Annotated in this window: 11 protein-coding genes; 2 read left to right on the top strand and 9 right to left on the bottom strand. The window is 52.7% G+C overall.

The window, feature by feature from the left end; all coding sequences use genetic code 11:
• Nucleotides 1–3 precede the first annotated feature (3 nt).
• Nucleotides 4–2,424 carry a TonB-dependent receptor plug domain-containing protein gene (locus LG202_RS03465; protein ID WP_230347020.1) on the bottom strand — a complete coding sequence of 807 codons (2,421 nt, stop codon included), beginning with the start codon at nucleotides 2,422–2,424 and terminating at the stop codon, nucleotides 4–6.
• A gap of 188 nt (nucleotides 2,425–2,612) precedes the next feature.
• Here LG202_RS03465 and LG202_RS03460 point away from each other — a divergent pair, with 188 nt between their 5' ends.
• The gene (locus LG202_RS03460; protein ID WP_230347019.1) at nucleotides 2,613–3,287 is read left to right on the top strand and encodes an XRE family transcriptional regulator; all 675 of its coding nucleotides are present in this window, start codon (nucleotides 2,613–2,615) and stop codon (nucleotides 3,285–3,287) included.
• Between the two features lie 178 nt (nucleotides 3,288–3,465).
• Here LG202_RS03460 and LG202_RS03455 read toward each other — a convergent pair whose 3' ends face one another.
• The 6 genes from LG202_RS03455 to LG202_RS03430 form a co-directional block, all read right to left on the bottom strand.
• The gene (locus LG202_RS03455) at nucleotides 3,466–3,879 is read right to left on the bottom strand and encodes a group II truncated hemoglobin (RefSeq protein ID WP_230347018.1); all 414 of its coding nucleotides are present in this window, start codon (nucleotides 3,877–3,879) and stop codon (nucleotides 3,466–3,468) included.
• 2 nt (nucleotides 3,880–3,881) lie between these two features.
• Nucleotides 3,882–5,084: a formate-dependent phosphoribosylglycinamide formyltransferase gene (gene purT, locus LG202_RS03450; RefSeq protein WP_230347017.1), complete on the bottom strand. Its 1,203-nt coding sequence runs from the start codon at nucleotides 5,082–5,084 to the stop codon at nucleotides 3,882–3,884.
• 97 nt (nucleotides 5,085–5,181) lie between these two features.
• On the bottom strand, nucleotides 5,182–6,600 hold the full coding sequence (locus tag LG202_RS03445; RefSeq protein WP_230347016.1) for a sigma-54-dependent transcriptional regulator: 1,419 nt from the start codon (nucleotides 6,598–6,600) through the stop codon (nucleotides 5,182–5,184).
• A gap of 33 nt (nucleotides 6,601–6,633) precedes the next feature.
• The gene (locus LG202_RS03440; RefSeq protein ID WP_230347015.1) at nucleotides 6,634–8,970 is read right to left on the bottom strand and encodes a TonB-dependent receptor; all 2,337 of its coding nucleotides are present in this window, start codon (nucleotides 8,968–8,970) and stop codon (nucleotides 6,634–6,636) included.
• 214 nt (nucleotides 8,971–9,184) lie between these two features.
• Entirely contained in the window at nucleotides 9,185–11,692 is a 2,508-nt protein-coding gene (locus tag LG202_RS03435) for an ABC transporter permease (RefSeq protein WP_230347014.1), read from the bottom strand.
• Nucleotides 11,689–12,375, bottom strand: coding sequence for an ABC transporter ATP-binding protein (locus LG202_RS03430; RefSeq protein ID WP_230347013.1), 687 nt, complete (start codon nucleotides 12,373–12,375; stop codon nucleotides 11,689–11,691). Before LG202_RS03430 ends, LG202_RS03435 begins: the two co-directional genes overlap by 4 nt.
• A gap of 2 nt (nucleotides 12,376–12,377) precedes the next feature.
• On the opposite strand from LG202_RS03430, the gene LG202_RS03425 reads away from it, so the two are divergent.
• Nucleotides 12,378–12,998, top strand: coding sequence for an arylesterase (locus LG202_RS03425; RefSeq protein WP_230347012.1), 621 nt, complete (start codon nucleotides 12,378–12,380; stop codon nucleotides 12,996–12,998).
• A 36-nt stretch (nucleotides 12,999–13,034) separates the two neighbouring features.
• Here the strand turns inward: LG202_RS03425 and tilS are convergent, their stop codons facing one another.
• Both tilS and LG202_RS03415 read right to left on the bottom strand, forming a co-directional pair.
• Complete coding sequence (gene tilS, locus LG202_RS03420; RefSeq protein ID WP_230347011.1) at nucleotides 13,035–14,378, bottom strand: tRNA lysidine(34) synthetase TilS; 1,344 nt, start codon at nucleotides 14,376–14,378, stop codon at nucleotides 13,035–13,037.
• A gap of 52 nt (nucleotides 14,379–14,430) precedes the next feature.
• On the bottom strand, nucleotides 14,431–15,420 hold the full coding sequence (locus tag LG202_RS03415) for an acetyl-CoA carboxylase carboxyltransferase subunit alpha (protein ID WP_230347010.1): 990 nt from the start codon (nucleotides 15,418–15,420) through the stop codon (nucleotides 14,431–14,433).
• Nucleotides 15,421–15,422 lie beyond the last annotated feature (2 nt).

The following is a 15,422-nucleotide window of genomic DNA, read 5'->3' as shown; positions in this document are numbered from 1 at the left end:
CTCCTAGAAATCAAAGGTCAGGCGTGCGTAGACGAAGCGGCCGTCATAGCCTGCCGGTGACAATGGGGAATACTTGGTCTGGCCCAAGGTACGCCGTTGCGGAATCTGCTTGTCTGGATAGGTATCGAACAGGTTGTTTGCTCCCAGGTTCACACGCCAGGCATCGCTGAGTTGATAGCCAACATCGAGGTTGGTCACCCACTGCGCCGAATACTTCTGGTCATAGGCTGCATTGCTGGCATCCCTGTCGATGAAAGTCCCGTAGCGTATGGTGTTCAGCGTGACATCCCAATTCGCCAGCTGGTGGCGCAGGCCCAGGACCCATTTGTTCTTAGGTGCCGCATCTTCGATATAGCCGATGGCCTGGCGCCCGAACAAGACCAGGCCAGAAGAAGCCAGTGGAGCCGGATTGGCTGCGATATCGATCACTTCGGTACGCGCGCTGCTGAATGCGGCATTCAAGGTCAGTCGGCCATGGCTTTCCAGGTCAAGCTGGTAGGCCGAGGTCAGATCCACCCCTGAAGTGCGGGTATCAACGCCATTGGTAAAGAAATTGGCAACGGTCACCTGCGGGTATCCTGCTGCCGTCAGGATGTTGGTAACAAAAGAACCGCCAAGGTTATCGGACAATGTAATCCTGTCTTTGATGTTGATGACATAGGCATCCAGTGTGACGGATGCATTCCTCACCGGTTGCCAGACCAAACCCAGGGAAAAATCGGTTGATTTTTCCGGCTTGAGATCCGTAGCCCCCAGGGCACGGGCAGCCGCGCTATCCACCGGCAGGCCGCGTGTTTCGACAAATGTCAGGCCTGTACCCGCCTGGATACCCGTCAGCGCATAGCCGGACTGGCCAAGTGCAGGCGCACGATAGCCTGTGCTGAAAGAAGAGCGCACGGCAAAAGAGGGTGTCACTTCGTAGCGACTTGAAATCTTCCCGGTCGATGTGCCGCCAAAATCGGAATAATGCTCGTAGCGCCCGACGGCACCTAACTGGAACTGCTTGGTGATCTGGGCTTCAGCTCCCAGATAGATGCCGCTGACGTGACGGCTGTAATTGACTACGTCCTGGGGGGACAAGCCGGTATTGCCTCGCGCTCCGGGTGATGGCGTTTGGCCGGCGTTAGGGCCGTCCAGGATGACAGCCCCGTCCACTGCGGCCCATGAGCCATAATCACCAGCACGCGTGTAAAAATTCTCGTCCCGGTATGAAATACCGGAGGAGATACTGAGCGGCTTGGCCCAGCCAGCGACCGCCACATCTTTCTGGTAGTCCAGCGCATAGTTGAACAAGCGATTGACGCGTGTGGACACATCAAATGATGTCGGGCTTGCAGTGCCTAAGGTGGCATTGACCGAGGGACTGACGCTTAGCCATTGGTGGTTGATACCGTAACTCGCGCTCAGGTCGAAATTGCCCAGCGCCTCATCGCTGTAGCGGGCACCCACCACAGCGGTGGTGTCTTCTTTTTCAAAGCGCCCTTTGGGCTGGAATCCATCGGGATAAAGTTGCCGTACGTTGCCATTGTCACGGGGGGTAATAAAATTTTCTGCCGCCCAGTTGACGCTATGACTGAAAGACAAGGTGCTATATGTGCGCACACGGTCGCTCAAGCCCACTTCGCCATTGGCCAGGATGTTATAAGAATTCCTGTCAGGCAAATATCCCCATTTCACATTGCTCTTGTCAGCCGTGGCTTCACGCGCATCCCCTGAAAAGTACCACTGGCGTGGATCATCAACGCCAGATTCTGGATGTCTTTCGCGGTAGAGATCAAAACTCAGTGTCAGGAAGCCGTCGCCGGGCAGCTCAAAGCCATACCAACCATTCAGGTTGCCATTGAGGCTTTGGTTCCCGGCCTTGAAAACACCGGTCTGTGCAGAAACCGAACCGCCCTCCTTCGCCTCCTTCAGCACGATATTGATCACCCCGGCAATCGCATCGGAGCCGTATTGCGCCGAAGCGCCATCGCGTAGGATTTCCACGTGATCTATCGCACTGATGGGGATGGTACTCAGGTCGACCGGCTGCGCACCACGGCCAAAACCCGAAGTATTGACGCCAGCAGACGCATGGCGACGCTTGCCATTCACCAGCACCAGCACCTGGTCAGGTGCCAGGCCACGCAAGGTGGCAGATTTGACGCCATTGTTGACATAGCCTCCCTGCGGGAAATTGAATGAGGGGGATAATTGCTGCAAGGCCTGGTCAAGGCGGGCAGCCCCGGTTTTTTGCAGGCTCTGGCTGGTAATCACGTCTATCGGTGCAGCACTGGTCAACACCGTCTGATCCTTGCGTGCTGTTCCCAACACCACGATGGAGTCCAGCGATTCTCCCGCCTCATCGGCCAGTAGCACGCTGGACTCCATCACCGCCAGCGATGCCAGCACCGCCTGATAAATTACTTTCTTATAAAAATGCATTTCTCGGCTCCCATGCCATGGCGTACCACCCGAATCAACAGTTGCAAGACAGGTGACAAAACTCTATAAAGTATTAATAACCCCTAAAAAGATAAAAAAATCTCTATAGGGATATTAATTATTCATAACATTAGGAGTCAAGAAATTTTTTATACTATAATTGCATATAGATATTCTGGAATTTGGATATGAAAAGCCCACACCAAATAGATGAATCAACGGAAAACCAAGATACGCAGGCCTTTATCAATCGCCTGCGCAAAGTTGCCGCTAAAGTAGGTAGTGTAAGTGCTTTAGCAAAAAAAGCCGGTATTTCCCAGAGTGGAATACAACGTTATTTCGCGGGTGGCGAACCCACGAGGAAAATGCTGATTGCATTGGCTGAAGCCGCCAATATCAATCTGCACTGGCTGATCACAGGCTATGGAGAAATGGATTCCTACATCCCTGCCACCATTGCCGACCTCAACAGCACGACACTGGTACGCATCCCGTTCTACCAGGTGCAGCAGCCTGCGGCAGAACAAAGCAACCTGACCAGCATGGCATTCTGTTATCGGTGGCTGGCCAGCAAAGAGTTTGATATCCGCGAGCTAGTCGCGCTGATTGCAAGCGGCAACAGCATGGACAGCACGATCAAGAATGGTGACATCGTCCTGATGAATATCAAGAAAGCAGAGCTCATTGATGGCGGCATCTATGCCATACAAGATGACAATACCCTGCATTTGAAGCGCATTTACCGCCAACTCGGGGGAAAGCTGCAACTCATCAACGACAACCCGGCCTACCCCACTACAGAAATCGACAGTACAGCCATCAATATCGTCGGCCGCGTGGTCTGGCGAGGAAGTTTTCTCTAGGGCTTGGCTTGCTGCTGTGCCGGGCTTGAACCCGGCCCACCCCTGCAATGATAGCCTGGATGCACACACGACACGGTATTCGCGTGGAGATCAGGATTGCATTGCGCGGTTGCCTTGAACGGCTGCATAGCAACCCCAACGCCGGGAAAAGCGTCAACAGACGCTTGCTACAGGCAACTCAACCTTGGCGGTTACGCATGAAATCGGCAACGCCGTATAGCGCAGCACCCATCTTCTCAATCATCACCTCTTCAACGCCAGTATCATGCATCGCCTTGATCATGCAATACATCCACTGGTCACGGGCCGATTCATCAATCGGAAATGGCATGTGCCGCATGCGTAAGCGCGGATGCCCATACTGCTCAATATAAAGCTGTGGGCCACCAGTCCAGCCAGTAAGAAACATGAACAGTTTTTCGCGGGCAGAAGCCAGGTCAGGGGCATGCATGGCACGAATACCTGCAGCGCGAGGATCGCTATCCATGATGTCGTAGAAGCGCTCCACGATGGCACGCACCTGCTCTACTCCACCCAACATATCAAACAGGGTTGCCTTGCTGCTCCCTGGCTCACCTATCTTGCCCAGCATGTCTACTGTCCGTCTCTTGTCTTGACCAAACCAGCAGCCTGGCGAGCACGCTCTCTTGCTTGTTCAACATTCTCGGCGTTGGCAAGTGCGACCCCCATGCGGCGTCGCTCAAATGACTCGGGTTTGCCAAACAGGCGAATATCCGACTCCGGCACGGCAAGCGCCTGCTCGACACCATCAAACACCAACTGCTCGCTATCTAACCCACCATAGATCACGGCGCTGGCGCCAGGACGACTAAGGGAGACATTCACAGGCAACCCCAAGATAGCACGTGCATGCAAATCAAACTCGCTGAAACGCTGGCTGGCCATCGTCACCATGCCAGTATCATGCGGACGCGGGCTGACTTCAGAGAACCATACCTGGTCACCCTTGATAAATAACTCAACGCCAAACAAGCCAAGCCCTCCCAGGCTTTCCGTCACTGCATGCGCAATCTCTTGGGCACGCTGCAAAGCCAGCGCCATCATCGGCTGCGGCTGCCAACTTTCAATATAATCACCTTTTTCCTGCAAATGACCGATAGGCTCACAAAAACTGGTTTCCATCTCACCCTTGGCATTCAGGGCGCGTACGGTCAATAAGGTGATTTCATAATCAAAATCTATCTGGCCCTCCACAATGACCTTGCCCTGATTCACACGACCCGCCGTTGCTGCATATTCCCAGGCAGAGGCAATCTGCTCCGGGCCAGTCAAGCGCGACTGCCCTTTGCCGGATGACGACATCGTGGGCTTGATGAAACAGGGATAACCAATACCACCTTCAATGGCGGCACGCAATGCCTGTTCACTATCAGCAAAGGCATAAGGCGAAGTAGGCAATTGGAGCTCTTCCGCAGCCAGTCGGCGTATGCCTTCGCGATTCATGGTAAGTTGCACGGCTTTGACTGTGGGAATCACACGCGTATGTCCAGCAGACTCGACTTCTGCCAACAATTGCGTATTCAAGGCCTCTATCTCAGGCACAATCAGATGTGGGTTTTCGTGGTCGATGACAGCACGCAAGGCAACCGGGTCAGTCATATCAATCGCATAAGCACGATGTGCCACCTGATGACCAGGAGCATTCTGGTAACGATCCACCGCAATCACCTCGACGCCCAGTCGTTGCAAGGCAATGATCACTTCCTTGCCCAACTCTCCACTGCCTAGCAACATGACACGTGTGGCAACAGGGCTGAGGGGGGTACCGATTTTCATGAACTCTCCGGAATTGAATGCGTGGAATTGCCCGGAATGATACCACGAGCACCTTGCTACCGTTGAGGCCTAGCGCTATTGGAGCGACTAGAGGAGCTTATAATTTAAGGCCGTGGCGTTCCATGCGATAACGCATCGCCATGCGAGTAATGCCCAATTGGCGCGCAGCCTCAGAAACATTGTTGTTGGACTGACGCAATGCATTCTCGATGAGGACTTTTTCGGCAGATTCCAGAGTCACGCCAGGCTCTGGTGCCACCATGGGAGGTGAGGCTTGCAAGCTGCCTGGCAAAGCCAAGTCATGAGACATGATCTGGCTTTCGCGGCTGAGCAGTACCGCACGACTCACCTGGTGCTTGAGTTCGCGCACATTACCGGGCCATTGATAATCGCGGATCATATGACTGGCTTCGATGGAAAAAGGTCTAGGCTGCAAGCCGTAGCGACGCTCTGTCTGGGTTGCGAAGTGCTTGGCCAGCAACAAGATATCGTCGCCGCGCTCCCGCAATGGCGGCATCTGCATGGTCAACACATTCAGGCGATAAAATAGATCAGAGCGAAAGCGCCCTTCTAGTACCATTTGATGCAGGTCGCGATTGGTAGCTGCCACAAAACGCGCCTGGACGGGATGCTCTTTGGTAGAGCCCAAGCGTCGTACCCTGCGCCTTTCCAGTACATTCAGCAGCTTAGCTTGCAAGGGCAAAGGCAATTCGCCAATTTCATCCAGAAACAAGGTGCCATCCTCGGCAGCCTCGATCAGGCCGTAACGTGAAGCCTGCGCACTGGTAAACGCGCCTTTTTCATGGCCAAACAACTCACTCTCGATCAACTCTGCTGGCAAGGAGGCACAATCCACATGGACAAAAGGTCTATCACTATTAGCGCAAGAGAGGTGCAGCAAACGTGCCGCCACGTCCTTACCCGTTCCTGTTTCCCCTTGAATCAGCACGGTAGGAGGAATGGCATCAGAGAACGAGACTAATTGCGCAAAACGCTCAATCTGTGCCCGCACACTACTCACCGCAGGACTATCGCCAAGCAGCTCGACCCCCTCGCTAGCATGCATATTGCGCTGCCGGGAGTAATCAAGATGATGTTTCAGTTGCGTGGCGGTTTGCGCTTTTTCAACCGCCAGCAATAATTCTTCTAAATCGACTGGTTTTTTAAGGTAATCCGTAGCGCCCAATTTCATGGCATAGACGGCATCTGTCACCTCACCATAAGCGGTCATGGAAATGACGGCTATACCTTTGCTAACTAGCTCAGGCAATAAATCCAGACCATTGCCATCAGGTAGGCGCATATCCAGCAATACCAGATCTGGCACCATCTGACGCACAAGTTCACGGCCATCCTCAAGCGTTGCAGCATGCTCACAGTCATACCCGGCCTGCTGCAAGCGCTTGGCGACGGCGCGTGCAAAAATCACTTCATCCTCAACCAGCAGGACACGCACCTTGGGGCTTACCCGCCCTGGCTTAAACCTCTGCTCTTGTCCTGGTGCTTGCGCCTGCATCGTGAGGTAATTCCTTAATACAACCTGTTTAACTTAGTTGGAAGAGGCTACGTTCTTCGGGCCACCAAACTCCCAGCGCACGCCAATCCAGCCTGCACGTGGAGCACCTGGAGCACGCAGGCTGGTACGATGGTCGTCACCGCCATCGAATGTACCATTTGCTTGGAAATATGACTCGCCAAGCATGCCACCGCTACTGTATTCACGATCAAAGATGTTGATGGCTTTGGCAAATAATTGCCAGCCATTACCAAAGTTGTAGCGTGTATCCAAGTTAACAACCGTATAACCACCGAGCTTGGCACCTTCACCTTGATCCTTATTATTCTCATTACCGTGAGAATACTGATCAGAGAACATCAGAATGTTGGTACCTACGCTCCACTTCGGTGTAATCGCATATTCACCACGGAACTTCAGGCGATGGGCTGGGATACCTGCAAGACGGCTACCTTTGCTAACACTGATACTGTCACCGTCAGATGAAGTATTGACCTCATTGGCCAAGCTCAAATCACTTTCATATGTTGCCTTGATATAGCTATAACCCAGCATCCAGTTGAAATCCCCCTGATTGCCCATTAAGTTGGTATCAAGACCCATACGACGTGTTTTGCCAACATTGTCAAAATATCCCATGCCATTGGTAGCATTAGCATAAATGAACTGAATATCGTCATAGTTCTGTGCCCGGTAGACACTCGCTGTCCAACGCAATGCTTCAGTCAGATTGCCACGCACACCTGCTTCATAGGTCTTGGCGACCACTTGCTTAAGCGGTGGGTCACCAGCCATCGCATTTGGCAACTTACACGGTACATCAGGATTAGCACAGCCTAGCTCAATCGCAGTCGGTGCTCGGCTACCTTCATTATAGGCACCATAGAATGTCCAATCCTTGGTTGGCGTAAAGTTCAAGCCGATCGCAGGGTTGATACGGTTGAAGCTGTGATCACCAGATAAGGATTCATCACCACTAGGCGTAATGTGATCGGTGTTCTCCACCCGCGTGTGGTTATATCGAGCAGACAGTGTCAAGTGCCATAGATCTGTCAACGACAGAGTGTCAGTTGCAAATACGCTATAGGTTTTAGTACGACCAGTCAGTTGCACCTGCTCATCTTCTTCATTAAACACACCAATGCCATCAACACCACGGCTGGCATTTACAACACCATATTCTGTATATTGACTAAAGCGTGTCTTGCTTTGGTCATAGCCTAGACCAACGATAAATTGATTTTTACGTGCAAACCAATCCTGATTGAAGCTTAGCTGAGTATTGAATCCATAAGAGTCTTTACGAGATTTACTGCGATTCAAAGCACCATTACATGAGTCTTCAATATCCCAGTTAATATCTGTCCCGCAAATACCGACATCATCAATCGCATCTTCATCAACATCATCATTGCCATCGCCATTTAGCGTACGAGTTCTGGATTGACGATAGTAAACATTACCGCTCAGCATCACGTCATTATTAAACCAATGCGAGCCAGTCAAGTTCAGGAATGAAAGTGTATTACGTGTCTGATCCGGGCGAGTCAGAATAGTCTTGCGGCCCAGTGTACGTAACATCTCGGATGGTGTCAGACCGTTACCGATCATATCGTTGTCAGCGCCAGTGTAGCTCAGGTCCAGCTTGGTGGTTTCGTTCTGCCAACCCACCTTGGCAAACAATTGGCGCACATCGGTTGGAGAATAATCACGCCAGCCATCTTCCCGGAAGGAATTCGCGGTGATGAAGAAATCAACCGAACCATCTTCAGATACACCACCGTATTCCACTGAACCAGTCTTGCGGCCCCAGGAACCAACACTGGCTTCAACCGCTGCACCTTGGTTGTCGCGGCCACTCTTGGTCTGGATCGACAAAGCACCGCCCAGGGTATTGAGGCCAAACAACGGGTTGGAGCCTGGAATCAATGAGGTGCTGGCAATCGCATTCACGGGAATCAAGTCCCAGCTTACGACATCGCCGAAAGGCTCATTGACACGTACGCCATCCACATAGACTGACAAGCCCTGTGGCGTACCCAGCAATGGAGAAGCGGAGTAGCCGCGAAAGCTGACATCCGGCTGGAATGGGTTATTTTGGGTATCGTTGACATTGACACCAGCAATGTTGTTTTGCAGATAATCTGCAATCGTGACACTACGCTGTTTTTTCAACTGGGGACCAGTAATCAGCTGGATACCAGCAGGCACCTGCTCCAATGGCAAACCAAGTGATGGCAGTGGTGTGGTGCCCACGACATTGATCTTGTCAGTCGTGATGGCATCCGCAGCGTGTGCCTGGAAACTGATACAGGCATTGGCTACCAGCACGGCAACCGTGCTCAGCCTCAGGCTCTCTCTCTTTAACATACAATCCTTCCATAGTAGTGATGATGGGCTAGTTTGTTTTTTTTGGTCCAGCACCTCCAACTATCAAGTTTCATGCCTGATTTCAGCTGGATGGTAAGTGATTGTATTAATGGAACTCTATGCAGCATGGCGTAAGCATCGCATGTAAATTGGTTATATACAACCAATTTACATGGCTATATGCAACCATATTGGCTGTATATAGCCAATATGGTTAGATGCTTTGCAATACAGCCCGAGGAGATAGGTTAAGGAAGCGGCGCATACCAAACCACGCAGCAGCAGGCACCAACAGCGCTGCCAGCATGATGACAAACATCGCCCCCTGCATGTTGAAATGATAGGGAATATTGAATACCTGGCTACTCAAGTAATACGCCATGATCGCGGCAGCCAATGTCGCCACCACTGCCGCCAATGCACCTATCACGGCGAACTCCGTCCATAGTGATTGCACCACTTGCCGCCGGGAAGCGCCAAGCACACGTAACAAGGTCGCCTCCTTGACACGTTCTTCGCGAGTTGCCACCAAGGCGGCATACAGTACTGCCAAGCCGGTCAATAAGCTAAAGGTAAACACATATTCCAATGCATGACTCATCTTGTTCATGATCTCGCGCACCTGATCAAGCAATGCCGCTACATCAATAATAGTCAAGTTGGGAAACTCCCTGACCAATTGATTGAGCAGTTGCTCATGCCCAGCAGCCAAATGAAAACTGGTGATATGGCTGGCGGGATAGCCATCCAGCACACCGGGAGGTGTGACTGCGAAAAAATTCGCCCGCATGGTATCCCACTCCACTTTACGTATGCTGCTGATTTCCAGTGCCAGCTTTGTGCCAGCCACATCATAAGTCAGCACATCACCCAATTTGAGGTGCAAGTCTTTGGCGATCCCCTCCTCAAGCGAAAGCAAGGGTTTGCCATGCTCCGCAGGCAACCACCAACGCCCTTCTAGCAATTGGTTGTCCTGTTGCATCTCGGCCGCCCATGAGAGGTTGAACTCACGCTCTGCCAGTCTGCGCGCCCTGTCATCCTGATACCCATCAAGATTAAGTGCCTTGCCATTGATATCCAGCAAGCGTGCGCGCACCATAGGAAATATCTCGACATGCTGCAAGTCATTTCGCTCAAAGAATTGCTTGATCGGGTTGATCTGGTCTGGCTGTATATTGATGATGAAGCGGTTTGGCGCATCTTCTGGCAATGTTTGCTGCCAGCTCGACAACAAATCCCCGCGCACAATCGTCAGCAATATCAGTGCAGTGAGCCCCAAACTAAAGCCCATCACTTGAGCGATCACCAAGCCAGGCCTGCGTTTCAAGGCTGCCAACCCCAACAACCAAGCGCCTGTGACATTGGGTGGCAAGCGCATTAACAAGCGCAGACCCAACCAAGCGACCAACGCAATGACCAACAACAATCCCAGCAGGGCCAGCAACACAATCACAGCTAGCTTTACATGCCCGGCCTGCCAGAAAATCAAGGCCGCAAGCACCAATAGTGCGGGGACAAAATGCAGCCAACGTGCCTGATATTGCTCACCGAGATCGCGACGCAGAATGCGTAGTGCAGGCACATCACGGAGCCGGAGCAAGTGTGGCCACACCACAGCCAGCATGGTGGCAAACCCTGCTGCCAGACCTGCAAACGCAGGCACAATGCCGGGAGCAGGCAAAGTCTCGAGCAACAAGCGGCTAGCCAGCACAGCCAATCCTGCTTGGGCCGCAAAACCAAGTAATACGCCTACCCCACTGCCCAACGCAGCGATCATCAAGGTCTGGCTGATGAGGATACCGAGGATAAAGCGACGCGAAGCGCCAAAACAGCGCATCAGGGCATAACCATCCAGGCTTTTTTGTACATACGGCTGGCTAGCGAGAAACATAGCCACCATCGCCAAGATCACGCTCACCATGGCAGACAAGCCAAGGAATTGCTGGGCCTTTTCCATGGCATTGCGCATTTCAGGCCGTGCATCGGTCACTTTCTGCGCTTGCTCGCCACGTGCGAGCTGAGGCTTGAGCCAGCTGGCGTAATCATCAATCGCCTCAGCATCTCCAGCGAGCAGCAATTGGTATTTAACCCGGCTACCGAACTGAATCAAGCCAGTTGAGGCTACATCTGCCATATTCATCATCAATCGCGGCGCAATGCTGAACATATCGCCGCCACGGGAAGGCTCGCGTTGCAGGATGGCAGACACCAGCAACTGTCGCTCACCAACCTCAAGTTGATCACCTATATTCACACCCAAACGACTTGCAAGGCGAGGCTCTATCCAGATCGTACCCGGCGCTGGAATATCTCGGGCGGCACGCCCGCCTGTCAGCATCAAGGCTGGCTCGACCTTGTGCTGCAATATCGTTAATTCACCACGCAAGGGGAAATCAGCCTCCACGGCTTTGATTTCCACCAACTGGCTATCGTCGCCATAGAGCACCATACTCGGAAACTCCGCCGCACGCGTCAATTGCAAGCCACGTTGATTGGCTTCAAGCGCATAGCGCTCTGGCATAACATGATCTGCGGCCACCATGAGGTCACCGCCCAGCAACATCCCACCTTGCCTGACCAAGGCTGATTCGATACGGTTGGTAAAAAACCCCACCGAGCTTGTAGCGGCAACAGCAAGCACCAAGGCAAGCACCAGCACCCTTACCTCACCAGCAGCCCACTGGCTACGCAACTTTCGCCAGGCGATCAAGAAGGCTGTCATGCAGCCTCCTCTTCATGCAATTGTCCATCATGCAGACGTAAGCGACGCTGGCAACGCATTGCCAGCTTCATATCGTGGGTAACGAGAATTAAGGTCGTGCCAGATTCAGCATTGAGGCTAAACAGCAACTCCACAATACGTTCACCGGTATGTTCATCAAGGTTACCCGTGGGCTCGTCGGCAAACAGGATGGCGGGCTGTGGAGCAAAGGCACGTGCAATCGCTACCCGCTGCTGCTCACCACCGGACAATTGGCGGGGATAATGCGAGAGACGTTGCCCCAGCCCTACACGTTCGAGGGCGGCACTGGATTTTTCCCGAGCATCCTTGCGGCCAGCAAGTTGCAAGGGAAGCATGACGTTTTCTAGCGCAGTGAGAGATGGCAGTAACTGGAAGGATTGAAAAACGAAGCCCATGCTCCTGCCACGTACAGCAGCACGACCATCTTCATCCAGATCGCTGATCTCAGTACCATTGATCAGCACTTTTCCATGACTTGGGCTGTCCAACCCGGCAAGCAGGCTCAGCAAGGTTGACTTCCCTGACCCCGAACTACCAATAATAGCAACCTTCTCACCGGCTTTTACCTGGAGCGAAAGCGCCTGCAAAATATCAAGCTTACCAGCCCCGTTTTCTATATATTTATCGAGATTAACCGCCTCAACTGCCAAAGGTGTTTGCATCAATGATGTTCCGTTTCATATTGTTATTCAGTCTGGCTCTTACATGCTGCGGCAATGCTGCATATGCCGCGACTATCCTAGTATATGGCGATAGTCTGTCTGCGGCTTACGGCATACCTCGCGAACACGGCTGGGTAAGCCTGCTGGAAAACCGTCTCAAGCAGCAGTATCCCAGCTATCAGGTGATCAATGCCAGCATCAGCGGGGAAACCACCAGCGGCGGCAATAGCCGGATCAAAGCCGCGCTCCAGCAGCACAAACCCGACATTGTCATTCTGGAACTGGGTGCCAATGATGGCCTGCGTGGACTGCCTATCGCTGGCATGCGCAATAACCTCACCAGCATGATCAAAGCCAGCCTGGAAGCAAAAGCGCAGGTCTTGCTGGTCGGGATGATGATTCCACCCAACTATGGCCCTAAATATACGCGAGAGTTCACCAGCAGTTACGCCACTCTGGCAAAAGAATACAAATTGCCACTAGTTGATTTTCTGCTGGACGGTGTTGCTGGCAAGGCTGAGTTGACACAAGCTGATGGATTGCACCCTAATGCTAATGCCCAGGAACGCATACTGGACAATGTTTGGAAGCAACTCAAGCCTCTGCTCAAGACAGTGAAATAGCGGCGCTATTAGCCCGATCTACGTTGGCCTGTACAATCAAGGCATGATGGCACTTGGTTGCAGAGGCTGCCAATCCAGCAGCACCCCCTGCTCGCCGGGCTGCGCTTGCCAGCCTGCGGCTACACCAAAGCCAGGCACCAGTACCAACTCATCGTCCAGATAGATCAAGGGCATGCGCTCCCTCAGCCAGGGAGCAATATTGAACTCTTGGGAAAGCTGTTTGAGGGTGCGCGTTGGTCGCCGAGCATCTGGCTTGAAACGCTCGCCTCCGCTACGGTAGCGTATGGTCAAGCTGCGTCCTTGCAGCCTGGAGATTGCCAGCCCGGCCGTTACATCGTATCGAAGCAGCAATTCGCCATTAGCAGGTAGCCTTAAGCTTTGCTCACCTTGCCATTGCAAAGTGGCCAATCCTGTTAATGGTGGCTCCATACTCAAGTAAGCCAACCCCTGGTAACGCCGCAGATAAGTGTATTCATGCACTTGGACCTTCAGCAGCGCCTTATCTCCTGCATGACATAACTGATGCAGCATTTCCTGCAAGCGTGGCAAACCGGGCATTGGCAAGCCATAAGAGGCCAGCCACCAACGCAACAGATTGCGTGCTCGCTGATCAGACAAAGTTCTCAAGCTAGCCACTCGGATATTGCCATCAACAATCACGGCATCAGCATCAATGACTGCCAGTTCATCAAGCAAGGCCATGGCCTCAGCTATATGTGCTGCTGAGCGGGCCAAAGTGCTCTTTACTGCGGGATAACGCTGTTCCAGCAAGGGGATGATCTCATGACGGCAAAAATTCCTGTCATAGCGCGTATCAAGGTTGCTTTCGTCCTCTATCCATTGCAGGCCTGCCAGCTTGGCATAAGTCTCAATCTCGCTACGGGACACATCCATCAAAGGACGCAACAAACGACGTGAAGCATCGTGCATCGCCATCCCAGCTAAACCTTTGGCACCAGCACCTCGCAGCAATTGCAGCAGCAGGGTTTCTGCCTGATCATCCTGGTGATGCGCCAGCAAGACATAATCAGCAGGATACGCCAACAAGGCGGCATACCGTGCACGCCTTGCGCTTGCCTCTATCCCCAAGCCTGACTGCTTTTCAACATCCACACGGGCACAATGAAATGGCACATCCAGCTTTTCGCACTCTGTTGCACAAAATACTGACCAATCATCGGCATTCGGACTTAGGCCGTGATGGACATGCATAGCCTCCAGCACAATATTGTGGCTAGGTCTGGCTTCTGCGAGTAGTTGCAAGAGAACACGAGAATCCAGGCCACCACTGAACGCAAGCAGCAAGCGCTGTCCAGGCTGGGTGTGAAGTGAGAGGAAACGATAGACGCGGCGCACCAACTCGGGCAAGCCGGTGGGCATTACTACAGGCTCACGTGAATGGAGGGGCTGCCCTCCATTCACGGATAATGATTTATTTGACAGGGACTTCCTTAAACTTGCCGTAGCTCATGAGGCGCTCATGACGCGCCTCCAGCAAGTGATCAACCGACTTGACCTGCAAATGGGCAAGTTCGTCAGCCAAAGCACGACGCAAATTCTGCATCATGTCCTCTGGCGCACGGTGTGCACCACCCATAGGTTCAGGCACGATGCGATCTACCAGGCCCAGGGTCTTGAGACGCGTCGCCGTGATGCCCAAGGTTTCTGCCGCTTCAGAGGCCTTGTCTGCGCTCTTCCAAAGAATAGAAGCGCATCCTTCTGGCGAAATCACGGAATAAGTGGAATATTGCAGCATCATGAGATGATCAACCACACCCAGCGCCAATGCACCACCAGAGCCACCCTCGCCAATAATGACACCGATAATCGGCACTGTCAGCTCAGCCATCACATAGAGATTACGGGCAATCGCCTCGGATTGACCTCGCTCCTCCGCACCAATGCCTGGATAAGCACCCGGGGTATCAATAAGCGTAATGATGGGCAACCTGAATTTCTCAGCCAGGCGATAAAGACGCAAAGCCTTGCGGTAACCTTCTGGGCGCGGCATACCAAAATTGCGGTATTGACGCTCCTTCACGTCACGGCCTTTCTGGTGGCCGATCACCATGACCGGATGGCCCTCGAAGCGGGCAAGACCGCCAACAATGGCAGGATCATCGGAAAAAGCACGATCCCCGTGCAACTCTTCAAAATCAGTGAAGATGCCACGGATGTAGTCCAGAGTGTAAGGCCGCTGTGGGTGGCGTGCCACCTGGGAAATCTGCCAGGCAGTCAGCTTGGCGTAGATATCCTTGGTCAGTGTTTTGTTCTTCTGCTGCAAGCGCTCAATCTCTTCGGAGATATCCAGTGCGGAGTCATCCTGCACGTAGCGCAGCTCTTCAATTTTGGCTTCCAACTCGGCAATCGGTTGCTCGAAATCGAGGAAGCTGGTTTTTACGTTGTTGGTTTTGGCGTTCATAG

Source organism: Methylobacillus methanolivorans (assembly GCF_054588515.1).
This window is presented reverse-complemented; position numbering and strand designations above follow the sequence as displayed.